The following is a 14776-nucleotide window of genomic DNA, read 5'->3' on the forward strand; positions in this document are numbered from 1 at the left end:
GCCCTGCGCGGCCGGTTTTTCTTTTGCGTATCACCAGCATTCAACCGGGTCGCTACGCCTTGCCGAGATGCTTTGGCCAGAATTCCTGATGGACCGCGGCAGCTTCGTCTTCGATGTTCGGGCCAGCCACAGCGACGACGCGCGCGCCGGTTTGCAGTATTGCCCGGCTCGGGACATTCAGGCCGATCCCGGCGATCTCGCCCAGTCGCGCTTCCGAGCATGCAAACACCATCCGCCCGATCCCCGACCAGTAGATCGCGCCGGAACACATCGCGCATGGCTCCGTGCTGGTATAGAGAGTGCAATCCGTCAGGAAAGCGGCATCGTAGTGCTGCGCGGCCAGCTTGATCAGGTTCAGCTCGGCGTGGTTCGTCATGTCGCGGCCGGTGAACACGCTGTTTTCGGCGCGCAGAATGACCTTCCCGTCCCGGACCAGCACCGAGCCAAACGGCTCGTCTCCGCGTTCCATCGCGGATTTCGACAGCGCGATCGCTTCTCGTAGAAACGGCTGGTGGTTTTCCATCCCAGTCCCCTTCAAAGCTAGAACGGGATGATCTTGTCTTGGATCGGACGGATTTCCAAGAGGCCGCCACTTGGATTCAACAAGAGAAACAGGCTCGCGGCGCCCCACCGAGAGGACGGCAACAAAAAACCCCGCCGAAGCGGGGTTTTTTAAACTCTGCCAAGCAGCAGCGATTAGAGGCCGAGGCCGCCGAAACGCTTGTTGAACTTGGAAACGCGGCCGCCGCGGTCCATGAGCTGCTGGTTGCCGCCGGTCCAGGCCGGGTGGGACTTGGAGTCGATTTCGAGGTTCATGACAGCGCCTTCAGAGCCCCAGGTCGAGCGGGTCTCGTATTCGGTGCCATCGGTCATGACCACCTTGATCGTGTGGTATTCGGGATGGATATCTGCCTTCATAACAATCTTCCTGCAAGCAACGTCCAATTTGACGCATCACGTTGCGACAAGAGGACCGATTGAATAAATGAAGCCGCAGTCGCTTATGGCTACGGCTTCCCATTAGGATGCGGTGCCTATACATGAAGGCCATCGGGATAACAAGAGCCATCGGCCGTATTGCACGGCGTTGACGGTGATCGGAGATCAATTGACAGACGCAGTGCAGACCGGCCAGAGAAAGTCCCGCGCTCTCAAGCCTCTGGGCAGATTGACGCCCTACATCATGCGCTATCGCGGCATGGTAACCGGGGCGCTGCTTTCACTCGCTCTTGCCGCCATCACGTCGCTTGCGCTGCCGCTTGCCGTTCGCCGCATGATCGACCACGGCTTCACACAGTCCGACGGCACTTTCATCAACAGCTACTTCGTCATGCTGATGGCAATGGCGGTCGTTCTCGCTGTCGCCAGCGCCATGCGCTACTTCTTCGTCATCACGCTTGGCGAACGCATCGTGTCCGATCTCCGGCATGATGTCTTCGCGCATGTGACGCGGCTGTCCCCCTCCTTCTTCGACGTCAACCAATCGGGCGAAATCCTCTCGCGTCTGACGGCTGATACCACGCAGATCAAGTCCGCCGTCGGTGCCACGGCTTCCGTCGCTCTGCGCAACCTCATCCTGTGTCTCGGCGCGATGGGGATGATGATCGTCACATCGCCGAAACTGGCGAGCCTGGCACTCGGCGCAATTCCGCTGATCGTCTTCCCGCTGGTCGCCTTCGGCCGTTCCGTTCGCAAGCGTTCGCGCGCCGCGCAGGATACGCTCGCCGAAGCCTCGGCCTTTGCCAGCGAGACCATCGCCGCCACGCGCACCCTGCAGGCTTTCGGAGGCGAAGATCTCGCCGCTCAGCGCTATGGCAGCGCGGTGGAGATCGCTTATGGTGCCGCGCGCGCCGCGATCCGTTCCCGCGCACTCCTGACCGGCATCGCCATCACACTGATCTTCGGCAGCGTCGTGGCCGTTCTTTGGGTCGGCGCCCATAATGTCTTGGCCGGAACCCTCTCGGCAGGCACACTCGGGCAGTTCCTGCTCTACTCGGTCATCGCCGCCGGGTCGCTCGGCGCCCTTTCCGAAGTCTGGGGCGAACTTTCCCAGGCGGCAGGAGCAACCGAGCGCCTGAGCGAATTGCTGGATGAGGTGCCGACGGTCCGTGCCCCCGCCTCCCCTCTCGAACTGCCGGTTCCGGCCCTTGGAAAGGTCGAGTTCGACGACGTTCACTTCGCCTATCCCTCGCGTCCCGAACGATCGGCTTTGCATGGTCTCGATTTCGAGGTACGGCCTGGCGAGACAGTTGCAATCGTCGGCCCCTCGGGCGCCGGCAAGACCACGGTCTTCTCGCTGCTCCTGCGCTTCTACGACCCCGTGCAGGGCGCCGTGAAGGTCGATGGCGTCGATGCCCGCCTTGTCGATCCGGAAGCGCTGCGCAAGCGTCTCGCCATCGTCCCCCAGGACGTGACGATCTTCGCAGCTTCGATCCACGACAACATCGCCTTCGGACGCCCGGACGCCACGCGCGAGGAGGTTCGTGCAGCTGCGATCGCGGCGCAGGCCGATGAGTTCGTGCACCGTCTGGCGCAGGGCTACGACACGGTCGTCGGCGAACGCGGCATCATGCTGTCAGGCGGCCAACGCCAGCGCATTGCGATCGCTCGCGCGATCCTGAAGAATGCACCGATCCTGCTTCTCGACGAGGCGACATCGGCGCTTGATGCCGAGAGCGAGACGCTGGTGCAGAAGGCCCTCGATCGCCTGATGAGCGGCCGCACCACCCTCATCATCGCGCACCGGCTGGCAACCGTGCTCAAGGCCGATCGCATCCTTGTGCTCGATCAGGGCCGCGTCGTCGAGGAAGGCACGCATGAAAGCCTCATCCGCCACGGCGGCATCTACGCCAAGCTCGCCAGGCTGCAGTTCGACGCCGGCGCCGAGGCGTTACTGGCGGCTGCAAAATAAGGCGGTTTCCTCGCGCGTCTCCCTGCCCGGCACCCTCGTCTGGTTGCAATAGGCTGTAACTATTGCGTGTATATTGACATAATGCACGCAATAGTTACACTTCATCCTTGATCAAACCCAGGCTCTTAAAGAGGGAGTTGCCGGATGGCCTCGATCAGCTTTGCCGAAATTCTTGTGGCGCTCGTCGCCATCGCAGTCGTCGTCTCCATGCTGCTTTTCTACCGGTCGCTGCGAGAGGCTGATACCTGGTCGCTGACCGACGCGCTCTCGGAAGATGTCGTGCTCACCAAAACGGACGATCAAGGCAATCCGGTCGATGCATCGGGCAATGCACTGATGGCAGGCACCCCGCCCCTGACCGTAACGGTGATGAAGGCGAGCTCCAGCCGTTTCATCGCGATGATCGGAACGGTTGCGATCCTGATGCTCTATGTCGGTTTCGGGCTTGCCTGCCTTTATCGCTTTACCAGTATGGGCGTCATTCCCGACATGTCGCAGGGCTCGAACTTCTTCTATTCGGGCATCGTGCTCTTCGCGCCCTACCTCATCAACAAGTTCTCGTCCGTCTTTTCGATTTTCAAACCGTGAGTGGGACGCGCGGATGCCTGAAGGTCCGCGCGTATCGAGCGCAAATATCCCGATGGAATAGTTGCATTTTTTGTTTTAGGCTGCGCTTGCACATTTGCGCAACATCCTGATTCCGGGAGAAAATCCATGTATAAATTCGAAGTTTATAAGGATAAGGCAGGCGAGTTCCGCTTCCGCTTCAAGGCGTCGAACGGCGAGACCATGTTCAGCTCAGAAGGCTACAAGGCCAAGGCGTCCGCCTTGAGCGCAATCGAGTCGATCAAGAAGAACGCTCCGGGCGCAGATACCGCCGACACTACGAAGGCTGAGTCCTGATGGAAATCAGGGCGGTGCCACAGGCGCCGCCCTTCTCTTCTCTGCCCGGCGGAAGTCCCGCCCAGGTGATGCATCGACCGATGCGCTACTTTTCCGTCAGCTTGAGCTCGATACGGCGATTGGTCGCCCGCGCCTCCGGCGTCTCGCCAGGAGCTATCGGCTGAAATTCCCCAAAACCCGCAGCAACCAGACGATCCGCAGGCACGCCCTGGCTGATCAGGAACTTGACGACCGAGATGGCGCGCGCCGACGATAGCTGCCAGTTATCGGCATAGCGTCCGGTGCCGGCGAGCGGAACGTTGTCGGTGTGCCCGTCAACGCGCAATACCCAATTGATCTCAGGCGGGATCTCTTTCGCCACATCGAGCAGCGCTGTCGCCAGCTTTGCCATCTCCGTCTGCCCGTCCGGATTGAGATCGGCACCACCCGAGGGGAAAAGTACCTCCGACTGGAAGACGAAGCGGTCGCCGACGATCCGAATGTTCTCGCGATCGGAGAGGATTTCGCGCAGCCGGCCGAAGAAGTCCGAGCGGTAGCGGTTCAGCTCCTGCACACGCTGCGCAAGTGCAACGTTCAGCCGTCGCCCGAGATCCGCGATCTTCGTCTGTGACGACTGGTCCTTCTGCTCCGAGGCCTGCAACGCGACTTCGACGGCCGCGATCTGGCTGCGCAAGGCAGCGATTTGCTGGTTCAGGAGTTCGACCTGGCTCATCGCCCGGTCGCTCATCTGCTTCTGTTCGTCGAGCTCCTTGGTGAGCGTACCGACCCGCTGTTGCGCCGCATCCTGGCCGCCGGCACCTGCGGACAACAATGCCTGCAGCCGTGAGCGCTCGCCTTCGGCACTTGCCAGGGAAGCCTGCAGATTTGCGATGTTGTCCTCGAGGTCCTGCTTGCTACCCTTTTCGAGCGCCAGCAACTGCGTGAGTTCGTTGATCTGGCTGTTCAGCCGATTGAGTACCTCGTCACGCCCGGTGATTTCGCGGCTCAGGATGAACTGGCCGACGACGAATACCGTCAGCAGGAACATGATGGCGATGAGCAAGGTCGACAGCGCATCGACAAACCCGGGCCAATAGTCGACGGCGCGCTCGCGGCGGCGGTTGCGGGCAAGCGGCATGACTTATTTGCCCTCGCTCGTTTCCGTCTGTGGCATGCGCGGTCCGCGCTCGCTACCACCACTGGTGCTCAACCTCTCCTGCGAGCCGATGCGCTCGGCAAGACGATCGAGCGTACGCCGCATCGCCTTGGTCTCGTCCTGCTGCGCCTCGATCCAGTCCCGCAGCATCTGCTGCTCGTTGCGCATGTTCTTGACGAGCCCCTGGATACCCTCGGCGAGGCTTGCCATCGCTGCAACCGAGCGCTGGCTGCCGGCGCCGCCTTCTTCGGAGACCTTGCGGAGATATTCCGAAAGCGCCCTGACATCGTCAGGCGAGACGCTGCCCTTCGCATCGATCGTCGGCACCGCAACGTCGGAGCCCACATCCGTCACGGAAGAAAGCCAGTTTTCCAGCTCCACATAGAAACGGTTCTGGGCGCGGCCGGCCTGCAGATCGAGGAAGCCGAGAATAAGCGAACCGGAGAGACCGAGAAGCGACGAGGAGAACGCCTGCCCCATGCCCGACAGCGGCGTGGACAAACCTTCCTTCAGTGCGCTCAGCACATCCGACGAGCCGTTTGTGCCGGCGTCGAGCGACTGGATGACGTTGCTGATCGACCCGATGGTGCCGATCAGGCCCCAGAACGTACCGAGCAGGCCGAGAAAGACGAGAAGGCCGATGAGATAGCGCGAAACGTCGCGCGATTCATCAAGTCGGTTGGCGATGGAGTCGAGAATCGAGCGAAAAGCGGCCGTCGAGAGCGCCGACGACTTGCGATTGCCGAGCAGCACGCGCATCGGCGCCAGCAGCTTCGGATCGCGCCCGACCTTCTCGACGCTGCCGGCAGCCCGAAACGAATTGAACCAGCGCACTTCGGGGCGCAGGGCGAGTACCTGAGCAAAAACGAGGATGATCCCGACACCGAGAACGCCGAGAATGAGCCCGTTCAGGCCGGGATTGTGCATGAAGGCGGTCTGGGCCTGGCGGAACAGGATCGCGACTATGAACCCGACGATGACCAGAAACAGTACCATCGTCCATAGGAACTGCATGGGACTGGAGAGTCTGTAGCTGTAGTTACCTGTGGTTTTATCGGTCGAACCGAAGTCCGCCACATTCACATTTTCCATAGATTCCACAGCCTCCGGCTTCATCGCCGCCGGAGACTAGAGCAACATTGTGCCGAATTGAAGTACGTGGAGCAGGAAAACCGTGTCTTTACAACAACGATTTAGCGCGTGGGCACCGGCCGCTTGACGACTTCGATGAGTGCCTTCTGGATATATTCGTTGCCTGCGACCACCGAACCGGTCTCCAGAATGGACGAACCGCCATCCCAATCGGAGACGTAGCCACCGGCTTCGCGAATGAGCAGAATACCGGCAGCGATGTCCCAGGCGGACAATCCGGTCTCCCAGAAACCATCGAAACGACCGGCCGCGACGTAAGCGAGATCGAGCGAGGCGGAGCCGACACGACGGATACCCGCTACTTCGCCCATGACATGTCGAAGCTCGACCAGGAACTTGCCGTGATTGCCACGGCCGAGATGCGGCACGCCGCAGCCGATCACCGAATCCGAAAGGACGCGGCGCGCGCCGACGCGCAGGCGGCGATCGTTGAGGAACGCGCCACCGCCGCGCTCGGCGGTGTAAAGTTCATCGGTCGCCGGATTGAAAACGACGCCGGCAACGATCTCATTGTTGCGCTCGAGCGCAATCGAAACGGCAAACATCGGAATGCCGTGCAGGAAGTTCGTCGTGCCGTCGAGCGGATCGACGATCCAGCGATGCGCGCCGTCGGTGCCCTTGATCTCTTCGCTCTCCTCGCCGAGGAAGCCATAGGTCGGACGTGCCTTCATCAGCTCGTCCTTGACGATCTTCTCAGCCTTGCGGTCCGCGTTCGAAACGAAGTCGCCCGGTCCCTTCACCGAAACCTGCAGGTTCTGCACTTCGCCGAAATCACGCCCCAACGACTTGCCTGCCTTGATGGCAGCCTGAACCATGACATTGAGAAGAGCTGAACGAGCCATTTGAGCACTTTTCCTTAAGCGATAATACGATACGCGCTGTCAGGGGCGGGTCCCTGATCGCCGGAAGAGGCAGCGCTCGATAAGATTGGCGGCCTCAAGACCACAAAACCGGGAAAATTTCAAGAGGAGACAGACGGCGCATCGTTTCACGGCAAGAAATGTCGCGATTATTCTGGACAGATCAATCCGGAATAACTATCTTGCAGTCATGGCAAGGCACAAGGAATTCGACAAAGACAAGGCTCTCGATGCCGCGATCGGCGTCTTCTCGCAGCATGGCTACGAGGGAAGCTCGACCGATGCGCTGCTGACGGCGATGAAGATCAGCCGGCAGAGCATGTACGACACCTTTGGCGACAAGCGTAGCCTCTACCTGCAGGCGCTGAAGCGCTACAATACCGATAGCGTTCTGCGGATCATCGCCGACACAAAGCACGGCCTGAAGCCGATCGAAGCCCTGGAGGCCGCGCTGATCGCCTTCGCCTCCCGGCCGGCTTCGGAGGCATCGAGGGGCTGCCTCGGCGTCAGCGCCATCTGCGAGTTCGGTCGCACAGACGCTGATGTGTCGAACCTCACCGACACCGCAGCGACGACACTCGGCAAGGCGATCGGCGCGCTACTCGACGAAGCCCGCAAGGCGGGCCAACTCGCGCCCGAGATCGATCCGCAAGCCGCCACCCAATTCCTCGGCGCGACGCTATCAGGCATGAAGGTCAGCGCCCGCAACGGCGCAAGCCCGGAAACCCTGCGCACCATCGCCAGCCTCGCCATTCGCAGCCTTCGCTAACGAGACACCGGACGGCCGCGATTTCGCATGCCTAATTCTAGACCAAACAGTCCAATAAAGGAGAAATGAGACATGACAAAACCACTTCAGGATAAGGTCGCGATCGTCACGGGCGGCTCGCGCGGCATCGGGGCGGCAATCGTCCGCAGACTGGCTGCGGATGGCGCCGCGGTCGCCTTCACCTATGCCAACTCCAGCGAGAAAGCGGATGCGATCGTCGCGGAGATCGAGGCAGGAGGCGGAAGGGCGCTGGCCCTCAAGGCCGACAGTGCCGATGCGACCGCCCTGCGGAAAGCCATCGACAAAGCCGTCGATCACTTCGGCACGCTCGACATCCTGGTCAACAATGCCGGCATCCTGCTGTTGAACACGCTGGAGGATTTTCCGCTCGAGGACTTCGATCGGATGTTCGCGATCAACGTAAGAGCAGTCTTCGCGGGCACACAGGCTGCGGCGAAACACATGCATGACGGCGGCCGGATCATCACCATCGGCAGCGTCGTCGCCGACCGCAGCGGCTTTCCGACCTCGTCCGTCTACAGCATGACCAAGGGCGCGGTTGCCGCAATGACGCGTGGCCTCGCACGCGATCTCGGCCCGCGCAGCATCACCGTCAATACCATCCAGCCCGGTCCTACCGAAACGGACATGAATACCGATCCGCATGCCAATGAGATGCTGAAGGGACTGATAGCGCTGGGCCGCCTGGGCGAGGACCGCGAGATCGCCAGCCTCGCGGCCTATATCGCAAGTCCGGAAGCGTCCTTCATCACGGGCGCCAGCCTGACGATCGACGGCGGCTATCTCGCCTGAGAAGGAACGCCGGCGGCATCGAGCCGCCGGCGTCGTTTCAGAATTTCTGCTGGGTAATGAGCACTTCCCGAGCGATCTGGTCGAGCGGCAGAATCCTGTCCACTCCTCCCTTGGCGATCGCCTCTTTCGGCATCCCGAAGACAACGGACGTCGCCTCGTCCTGCGCGACGGTATAGGCACCGGCCTGGTGCATTTCCAGCATCCCCTTGGCGCCGTCGTCACCCATGCCGGTCATGATGATCCCCATCGCGTTCGAGCCGGCGCTACGCGCCGCCGAGCGGAAAAGGACATCGACGGACGGACGATGGCGTGAAACCAGCGGCCCCTGCTTGACCGAGACGTGATACCGCGCGCCCTGCCTTTCCAGCAGCATGTGCTTGTCGCCAGGCGCGATCAGAACATGGCCTCGCAGCACGGGATCGCCATCGACGGCTTCCTTCACTTCGACCTCGCAAAGACTGTTCAGTCTCTTCGCGAAGGCAGCGGTGAATTTCTCCGGCATGTGCTGAACGATCACCATGCCCGGCGCGTTGGCCGGCAGTGCTTCGAGGAATTCGCGTAGCGCTTCGGTACCACCCGTCGAGGCGCCGACGCAGACGACCATTTCCGTGGTCTTCGCCATTGCGCGTCCCGTCGGCGGCGGCAGCATTGCGTCCGCTGTCAGCTTCTGCGGCGGTGCTTCCTTGCCGGGTCGCAGGCTGCTTGTAGCGCGCCGCATGTTGCCGAGACGCGCGTGGGAAGCGCTCTTGACCACTTCCCGGATGCGGACGGCATCGTCGGCGAGATTGTCCGCAGCGCCGATCTTCGACTTCAGGATGACGTCGACGGCGCCTGCCTCCAAGGCCTGCAGCAGCGTCTCGGACCCGACCTCCGTCAGCGACGAACACATGACGACGGGGATGGGCCGCTGCGACATCAGCTTGCGCAGAAAGGTTATGCCATCCATCCTCGGCATCTCGACGTCGAGCGTGATGACGTCTGGAATTTCCTCCTGGATCTTCTTGGCCGCCATGAAGGGGTCGGTTGCAACCCCCATGACTTCGATTTCGGGATCCTCCTGCAGCACGCGGACGAGCGTCTGGCGAACGCTGGCGGAGTCATCGATGATCAGAACGCGTATCTTCTTGCCCATGGGCAGCCTTACTTAAGTGCGCTGGAACACGGTGTTGGAAACCTGCTTAAGCGGCAGGTCGATTCCAGCGATGGATTCGGAGTGACCAATGAACATGTAGCCGCCGACTGTGAGACGATCGCACAATCGCTTGAGCACGCCCGCTTGCGTCGGCTTGTCGAAGTAGATCAGCACATTGCGGCAGAAAATGATGTGCATCGCCTCGCCGACCGGATAGCTCTCGTCCATCAGGTTCATCCGTGCAAAGCCGACCTTGCTGCGCAGGAACGGCGAAATCCGGACCTCGCGGCGCGTCGGGCTCTTGGGAACCATGACGTATTTGCGCTGCATGTCGCGCGGCACCGGCTGGATCATGTCTTCGTTGTAGATGCCGAGGCGCGCGGCGTTCAGCACATCGGTGCTGAGGTCGGTCGCCAGGATCGTGTAGTCGACGTCGTTGCGCGCGCCGGCGAACTCCTCGAGCACCATCGCCATCGTATAAGGCTCGGCACCCGTGGAGCATGCGGAGCTCCACGTCCTGATGATGCGGACGCCGTTCCCGGCCAGCGTCGGCAATGCCGTCTGCTGCATGTAGTCGAAGTGGCGGGCCTCCCGAAAGAAGTCCGTCTTGTTCGTGGTCACGGCATCGATCAGATAGACCGTCTCGTGCTCAAGCCCGTCGTCGTGAAACAGGAAGTCGCAATAGTCGTCGAAGGTCGCGTGGTTGGTCGCCCGAAGGCGACGCCGCAGGCGGCCTTCGAGCATCGTCAGTTTGGTCGGCGGCATCTTGATGCCGCTGTAGTCGTAGATGAATCGGGCAAGCTTATCGAAATTCCGCTTGCTGATCCGATCCCCGATCTGGGTTTCTGCTGCAGCCATACTCATGGATTGATGCTCCGAACGACCGATCACGCTGCCGATTGCAGGAGCGACGCGTCTTCACGCGACAGCAACCGTGCAAGATCGACGATGACGACGAATCCGCCTTCCCGGCGAACGACGCCAGCGATGTAGTCGGAGCGCCAGCGCACGCCGATATCGGGCGCCGCCTCGATCTGGTCACGCCGAAACGGCGTGACCTCGAAGACACGGTCGGCAACGAGGCCGAGCGTAAGAACCCTGCTTTCCATCGGTACGTCGAGGACGAGAACACGCGTGTGGGACGTGGGTACCGTCTTCGACATGCCGAGTTTCAGCCGAAGGTCGATGGTCGGCACGCCCTGGCCGCGCACGTCGCGGAGGCCAAGGAGGTAGTCAGGACCATTCGGAATCTTGAATGCTTCCGCATAGTCGAGAATTTCCCGAACCACCTCTACCGGTACGGCGAAGGTCTCATCGCCGAGGCTGAAGGTGACGAACTGCGCTTCCAGGGGTGCCGTTGCCATCTTATGCGCTTTCCTTGAAATCGGCGTCGCTGTCGTCAGGACCGCCCATGGCCAGATCAAGTGCGAAGCCCTTTGCCCGGGCCTGCTGGACCGAAACCGTGTTGGCAGCGGGTGCCTTGCTGGCCGGCTTGCGCGCGGCGGGGGCAGCACTGCGAACGCTGACGCGCGCAGCAGGACCACGGCTTGTACGGCTGCCTGCCATGTCCACCTTGAAGAAGGCGATCGAGGTCTGCAGCTCTTCGGCCTGGCTTGCCAGTTCTTCCGACGTCGCGGACATCTCTTCCGAGGCGCCGGCATTCTGCTGGGTCACCTTGTCGAGCTGCTGGATTGCTTCGTTGATCTGCGAGGCACCGATATCCTGCTCGCGGCAAGCAGCACTGATTTCGGAAACCAGTTCGGCGGTCTTGCGGATATCGGGAACCAGGCGGCCGAGCATGTCGCCGGCATCGCTTGCTGCCTTGACGGTATCGCCTGACATCGCGCTGATCTCGGCGGCTGCCGACTGGCTGCGTTCAGCCAGCTTGCGAACTTCCGAGGCAACGACCGCGAAGCCCTTGCCGTGCTCACCGGCACGCGCTGCTTCGACGGCGGCGTTGAGGGCGAGAAGATCGGTCTGACGAGCGATTTCCTGAACGATGCTAATCTTCTCGGCAATCGTGCGCATGGCGTCGACGGCGCGGGAAACCGCTTCGCCGCTTGCCTCTGCGTCCTTGGCGGACTGGCGGGCGATCTTCTCGGTCTGAGCCGCGTTGTCGGCGTTCTGCTTGATGTTGGAAGCCATTTCCTCCATCGCGGCGGAAGCTTCTTCAGCCGAAGCGGCCTGTTCGGTCGCGCCCTGGGAGACCTGCTCCGAGCTTGCGGAGAGTTCCTGGCTGCCGGCAGAGACGTTCTCGGCGGCGGAAAGTGCATCGGCAACGACGCCACGAAGTCGCTCGACCATCTGCTCCAGCGCGATGCCAAGCGTATCCTTGTCGGAAAGCGGCTTCGGCGAAACCGTCAGGTCACCGTTGGCGATCTGATTGGCAATACCGGCGGTGACGCGCAGATTGCCGGTCATCGTGGACATCGAGTTGACGAGATCGCGGATTTCGTCGTTGCTCTTGTGGTCGATATTCTGATCGAGGTCACCGATGGCAACGGCATCAGCAAGATTGACGGCGCGCTTCAGGCCACGGGAAATGTTGAGCGAAATCCAGGTCGCGCAGCCGAGCGAGAAGGCGATCAGCACGATGGTCATGGAAACGAGGATGAAGCGCGAGTTGGCGTACTGAAGGTCCGTCGCCTGGTCGGTCTCCTGGACGTTGCCGGAGATCGTCTCAGTCATGTCTTCCATGACCTTCAACGCCTTGTTCATCACGTCGCGTCCCTCGTGCATCGTCAGCGACGTCGCACGGGCGTTCGATTCCGTCGTATTCTGGGTCGCCAGATCGGCGATCTGCTTCTGGATCGGCGCGTACTCGTCGTAGAGGACCTTGAACTGCGCTGCCTGATTGCGAACATCCAGATCGGTCGAGGCAGCGAGCTTTGCGGTCAGCCCCTCGATATCGGCCTGACGGCCAAGCAGCGACTTGACGAAATCGGCAATTTCGCTCGGCTCGCTGTTCAGGATGGCGTTCTTTTCGGCCCGCACCGTGCCATTGAAGACGTCGCTCAGGGCGACGACGGTCTTGAGGTCGTTGACTGGCTCCTCGACCATCCGGGTGATCGCCGAGTTCAGCGAGGAGAGATTGTAGATTGCGAGGCCCGCCATCGTTCCACTGAGCAGGATGACGGCGGCAAAAACCAACGCAAGCTTTAGCTTGATTGTTAGGCGCATGAGTAGACTCCAGAAACTGGGAATGCTTCGGCAGAATTGCCTGGTAGGATGAACGTCCGAATGCGAAGCACCGGCCGAACGTGGAATCGGGAGGAAAAAAGAGCCTTACATCTACTCTTGCGTGAGCGGGTGGCGGTGCCAGCCACGCTTCCAACGTTGACATACGTTGGCATCCATGGGTCGCGGCCAGTCGCCTGGCCACGACCCTGTTCGTTATTAGGCGCTCTCGCGGAAGTCGTCGTCGCCCGCATCGGGGCCACCCATCGACATGTCGAGTGCAAAACCCTTGGCGCGGGCCTGCTGAGCAGCGACGCTGCCGCGGCCGTTGTTGCTGGCCGAGGCAACCGGTGCCCGGCGGACGACCGTTGCAGCCGGCTTCGCCGTGGACTTCGCAGGCTTGCGGGCACTGACCTTTGCACCGGCGGTGTCGACCTTGAAGAAGGCGATCGACGCCTGCAGCTCTTCGGCCTGGGCCGCCAGCTCTTCCGACGTCGCGGACATCTCTTCCGAAGCGCCGGCGTTCTGCTGTGTCACCTTGTCGAGCTGCTGGATCGCTTCGTTGATCTGCGAGGCACCGATATCCTGCTCGCGGCAAGCGGCGCTGATTTCGGAAACCAGTTCCGCCGTCTTGCGGATATCGGGCACCAGGCGGCCGAGCATATCGCCGGCATTGCTTGCTGCCTTGACGGTATCGCCAGACATCGCGCTGATCTCGGCGGCTGCCGACTGGCTGCGTTCAGCCAGCTTGCGAACCTCGGAGGCAACCACTGCAAACCCCTTGCCGTGCTCGCCGGCACGCGCTGCTTCCACAGCGGCGTTGAGGGCGAGAAGGTCGGTCTGGCGCGCGATTTCCTGAACGATGCTGATCTTCTCGGCAATCGTGCGCATCGCATCGACGGCACGCGAAACGGCCGCTCCGCTCTCCTCCGCGTCCTTGGCGGACTGGCGGGCGATCTTCTCGGTCTGGGCCGCGTTGTCGGCGTTCTGCTTGATGTTGGCAGCCATCTGCTCCATCGAGGCGGAAGCCTCTTCGGCGGAAGCTGCCTGTTCGGTCGCGCCCTGGGAGACCTGCTCGGAGCTTGCGGAGAGCTCCTGGCTTCCGGCCGAGACGTTTTCCGAGGCCGAAAGCGCATCGGCGACGACCCCGCGCAGGCGCTCGATCATCAGGTTGACGTTGCCGAGGAGTTCACCGATTTCGTCGTGATTGGTAACCTCGGCCGTCTTCGTCAGGTCGCCTTCGGCAACTTCACGAACAGCCGTGTTGGCACGAACGAGACCCTTGCTGATGGTGTTTGCGATCCAGAAGGCGGTGATGGCGGCGATCAGCGTGGCCACTGCAGCGGCAATGATAAGCGTCAGACGCGTCGATGCATACTGCTGGTCGGCACTGTCGTCGGCTTCCTTCATCTTCTGCTTTTCAATGGCCAGCATGCCGTCCAGAGCACCGTCCAGCTGATGCGCGAGCTGGCGGGCATCGCCAACGGAAACGGCCGTTGCGCCATCGTGGTTGCCAGCCTGGAGCAGCTGCCTGATCTCATCATCGGCTGCGATGAATTTCTTGGAGATCCCCTCGATCTCGAGCCAACGGGCACGCTCTTCCGATTCCACCAGCGCGATGACCGAGGTCAGTGCAGTGGTCAGCTCGCTGCGGGCGGTATCCCCGCTTTCCATCGCACCTTTGGTTTCCTTGTCGTCGCGAGCAGCGACGAGGTTCTTCTGCTGGCGAATGATTTCCAGCTCGGCAATGTTTATGGCCTGCGTCAATTCCAGCCGTGCCGCCGGCCCGGCCAGCAGCTCGCCCAGGGTATCGTTGATCTTGCCCAGGCTAAAAATGCCGTAGGCAGCAGTGCCCACAAGCATGAGAATAATAAAGGTGAACGCGCTCACCAGCTTTGTCTTGATCGTCAATCGCATAATAAAA

At 61.4% G+C, this 14776-nt stretch carries 15 protein-coding genes; 5 read left to right on the forward strand and 10 right to left on the reverse strand.

Annotation, left to right across the window (positions count from 1 at the left end; all coding sequences use genetic code 11):
• Positions 1-52 precede the first annotated feature (52 nt).
• Both ASE04_RS19670 and rpmE read right to left on the reverse strand, forming a co-directional pair.
• On the reverse strand, positions 53-523 hold the full coding sequence (locus tag ASE04_RS19670) for a nucleoside deaminase (RefSeq protein ID WP_056820782.1): 471 nt from the start codon (positions 521-523) through the stop codon (positions 53-55).
• 173 nt (positions 524-696) lie between these two features.
• Positions 697-918 carry a 50S ribosomal protein L31 gene (gene rpmE / locus ASE04_RS19675; RefSeq protein WP_056820788.1) on the reverse strand — a complete coding sequence of 74 codons (222 nt, stop codon included), beginning with the start codon at positions 916-918 and terminating at the stop codon, positions 697-699.
• Between the two features lie 190 nt (positions 919-1108).
• Between rpmE and ASE04_RS19680 the strand changes: the two genes are divergently transcribed.
• From ASE04_RS19680 to ASE04_RS19690, 3 genes are all read left to right on the forward strand, one after another.
• Positions 1109-2911, forward strand: coding sequence for an ABC transporter transmembrane domain-containing protein (locus ASE04_RS19680; RefSeq protein WP_056820795.1), 1803 nt, complete (start codon positions 1109-1111; stop codon positions 2909-2911).
• 144 nt (positions 2912-3055) lie between these two features.
• Positions 3056-3499 (forward strand): hypothetical protein, encoded by a 444-nt coding sequence (locus ASE04_RS19685; protein ID WP_056820799.1) that lies wholly within the window; start codon positions 3056-3058, stop codon positions 3497-3499.
• Positions 3500-3625: 126 nt separating this feature from the next.
• On the forward strand, positions 3626-3814 hold the full coding sequence (locus ASE04_RS19690) for a YegP family protein (RefSeq protein ID WP_056820804.1): 189 nt from the start codon (positions 3626-3628) through the stop codon (positions 3812-3814).
• Positions 3815-3899: 85 nt separating this feature from the next.
• On the opposite strand, the gene ASE04_RS19695 is transcribed toward ASE04_RS19690, so the two are convergent.
• The 3 genes from ASE04_RS19695 to ASE04_RS19705 all read right to left on the reverse strand — a co-directional run bounded on the left by ASE04_RS19695 (position 3900) and on the right by ASE04_RS19705 (position 6943).
• Positions 3900-4931 carry a peptidoglycan -binding protein gene (locus ASE04_RS19695; RefSeq protein ID WP_056820810.1) on the reverse strand — a complete coding sequence of 344 codons (1032 nt, stop codon included), beginning with the start codon at positions 4929-4931 and terminating at the stop codon, positions 3900-3902.
• Between the two features lie 3 nt (positions 4932-4934).
• On the reverse strand, positions 4935-6041 hold the full coding sequence (locus ASE04_RS19700) for a MotA/TolQ/ExbB proton channel family protein (RefSeq protein WP_056820815.1): 1107 nt from the start codon (positions 6039-6041) through the stop codon (positions 4935-4937).
• 101 nt (positions 6042-6142) lie between these two features.
• A complete protein-coding gene (locus ASE04_RS19705; RefSeq protein WP_056820821.1) occupies positions 6143-6943 on the reverse strand; it encodes an inositol monophosphatase family protein in 801 nt (266 codons plus the stop codon).
• A 208-nt stretch (positions 6944-7151) separates the two neighbouring features.
• Between ASE04_RS19705 and ASE04_RS19710 the strand changes: the two genes are divergently transcribed.
• Together ASE04_RS19710 and ASE04_RS19715 are read left to right on the forward strand one after the other, a co-directional pair.
• On the forward strand, positions 7152-7730 hold the full coding sequence (locus ASE04_RS19710) for a TetR/AcrR family transcriptional regulator (RefSeq protein WP_056820826.1): 579 nt from the start codon (positions 7152-7154) through the stop codon (positions 7728-7730).
• Positions 7731-7802: 72 nt separating this feature from the next.
• A complete protein-coding gene (locus tag ASE04_RS19715; RefSeq protein WP_056820832.1) occupies positions 7803-8543 on the forward strand; it encodes a 3-oxoacyl-ACP reductase family protein in 741 nt (246 codons plus the stop codon).
• Between the two features lie 37 nt (positions 8544-8580).
• On the opposite strand, the gene ASE04_RS19720 is transcribed toward ASE04_RS19715, so the two are convergent.
• From ASE04_RS19720 to ASE04_RS19740, 5 genes are all read right to left on the reverse strand, one after another.
• Complete coding sequence (locus ASE04_RS19720) at positions 8581-9675, reverse strand: protein-glutamate methylesterase/protein-glutamine glutaminase (RefSeq protein WP_056820838.1); 1095 nt, start codon at positions 9673-9675, stop codon at positions 8581-8583.
• 12 nt (positions 9676-9687) lie between these two features.
• On the reverse strand, positions 9688-10539 hold the full coding sequence (locus tag ASE04_RS19725; protein WP_056820841.1) for a CheR family methyltransferase: 852 nt from the start codon (positions 10537-10539) through the stop codon (positions 9688-9690).
• Positions 10540-10562: 23 nt separating this feature from the next.
• Complete coding sequence (locus ASE04_RS19730; protein WP_056820843.1) at positions 10563-11039, reverse strand: chemotaxis protein CheW; 477 nt, start codon at positions 11037-11039, stop codon at positions 10563-10565.
• Between the two features lies 1 nt (position 11040).
• A complete protein-coding gene (locus tag ASE04_RS19735) occupies positions 11041-12855 on the reverse strand; it encodes a methyl-accepting chemotaxis protein (protein WP_056820845.1) in 1815 nt (604 codons plus the stop codon).
• A gap of 216 nt (positions 12856-13071) precedes the next feature.
• The gene (locus tag ASE04_RS19740) at positions 13072-14769 is read right to left on the reverse strand and encodes a methyl-accepting chemotaxis protein (RefSeq protein ID WP_056820848.1); all 1698 of its coding nucleotides are present in this window, start codon (positions 14767-14769) and stop codon (positions 13072-13074) included.
• Positions 14770-14776 lie beyond the last annotated feature (7 nt).

Origin of the sequence: Rhizobium sp. Root708 (genome assembly GCF_001429725.1) — a bacterium.
Classification (GTDB): Bacteria; Pseudomonadota; Alphaproteobacteria; order Rhizobiales; family Rhizobiaceae; genus Rhizobium.

Excerpts from the sequence above, each read along its gene's own strand:
- rpmE (WP_056820788.1), bottom strand. The coding sequence starts at position 918 with ATGAAGGCAGATATCCATCCCGAATACCACACGATCAAGGTGGTCATG.
- ASE04_RS19695 (WP_056820810.1), bottom strand. The coding sequence starts at position 4,931 with ATGCCGCTTGCCCGCAACCGCCGCCGCGAGCGCGCCGTCGACTATTGG.
- ASE04_RS19685 (WP_056820799.1), top strand. The coding sequence starts at position 3,056 with ATGGCCTCGATCAGCTTTGCCGAAATTCTTGTGGCGCTCGTCGCCATC.
- ASE04_RS19725 (WP_056820841.1), bottom strand. The coding sequence starts at position 10,539 with ATGAGTATGGCTGCAGCAGAAACCCAGATCGGGGATCGGATCAGCAAG.
- ASE04_RS19735 (WP_056820845.1), bottom strand. The coding sequence starts at position 12,855 with ATGCGCCTAACAATCAAGCTAAAGCTTGCGTTGGTTTTTGCCGCCGTC.
- ASE04_RS19720 (WP_056820838.1), bottom strand. The coding sequence starts at position 9,675 with ATGGGCAAGAAGATACGCGTTCTGATCATCGATGACTCCGCCAGCGTT.
- ASE04_RS19705 (WP_056820821.1), bottom strand. The coding sequence starts at position 6,943 with ATGGCTCGTTCAGCTCTTCTCAATGTCATGGTTCAGGCTGCCATCAAG.
- ASE04_RS19715 (WP_056820832.1), top strand. The coding sequence starts at position 7,803 with ATGACAAAACCACTTCAGGATAAGGTCGCGATCGTCACGGGCGGCTCG.
- ASE04_RS19690 (WP_056820804.1), top strand. The coding sequence starts at position 3,626 with ATGTATAAATTCGAAGTTTATAAGGATAAGGCAGGCGAGTTCCGCTTC.
- ASE04_RS19730 (WP_056820843.1), bottom strand. The coding sequence starts at position 11,039 with ATGGCAACGGCACCCCTGGAAGCGCAGTTCGTCACCTTCAGCCTCGGC.
- ASE04_RS19700 (WP_056820815.1), bottom strand. The coding sequence starts at position 6,041 with ATGGAAAATGTGAATGTGGCGGACTTCGGTTCGACCGATAAAACCACA.
- ASE04_RS19710 (WP_056820826.1), top strand. The coding sequence starts at position 7,152 with ATGGCAAGGCACAAGGAATTCGACAAAGACAAGGCTCTCGATGCCGCG.
- ASE04_RS19670 (WP_056820782.1), bottom strand. The coding sequence starts at position 523 with ATGGAAAACCACCAGCCGTTTCTACGAGAAGCGATCGCGCTGTCGAAA.
- ASE04_RS19740 (WP_056820848.1), bottom strand. The coding sequence starts at position 14,769 with ATGCGATTGACGATCAAGACAAAGCTGGTGAGCGCGTTCACCTTTATT.